1 protein-coding gene is annotated in these 392 nt (G+C 53.8%); it reads right to left on the bottom strand.

The features are described from left to right. A partial coding sequence (locus tag I6F38_RS43570) for a dihydrofolate reductase family protein (RefSeq protein WP_225164738.1) occupies positions 1 to 392 on the bottom strand: 392 nt, incomplete at both ends.

Below are 392 nucleotides of genomic sequence, written 5' to 3'. Positions count from 1 at the left end.
CCCTGGCAGCGTGCATAATCCACGGGCGTCGTTGCCTAATAGTTTAGGTGCGATATAGACAATCAGCTCATCGACTAAACCCGCCTGTAGCAATGCGCCAGCGAGCGTTGGCCCCGCTTCCACCCAGATGCTGTTAATCTGCTGTTTACCCAGTTGCATCATTAGTACAACCAGATCCAGGTGACCTTTATGCTCTGGAATCAGCAAGGTACGCACCGTTTCCGGCCACTCACGAGAATCTTCCTGCGTACGCGCGAACCAGGTTTCGCCGGGCTGCTGCACAATGCGATGTTCCGGCGTCACGCGATTTTGGCTATCAATCACAATACGTACCGGCTGACGGAGATTTTGTTGCGGGTAGAGCCCCTGAGTTTGTTCATCCAGTTCAGACC

This window comes from Bradyrhizobium sp. BRP56 (assembly GCF_020194035.1).
In the GTDB taxonomy this organism is placed as follows: Bacteria; Pseudomonadota; Alphaproteobacteria; order Rhizobiales; family Xanthobacteraceae; genus Bradyrhizobium; species Bradyrhizobium australafricanum.
Note: the sequence above shows the minus strand (reverse complement) of the source record. Positions and strands in the feature narration are given on the sequence as shown.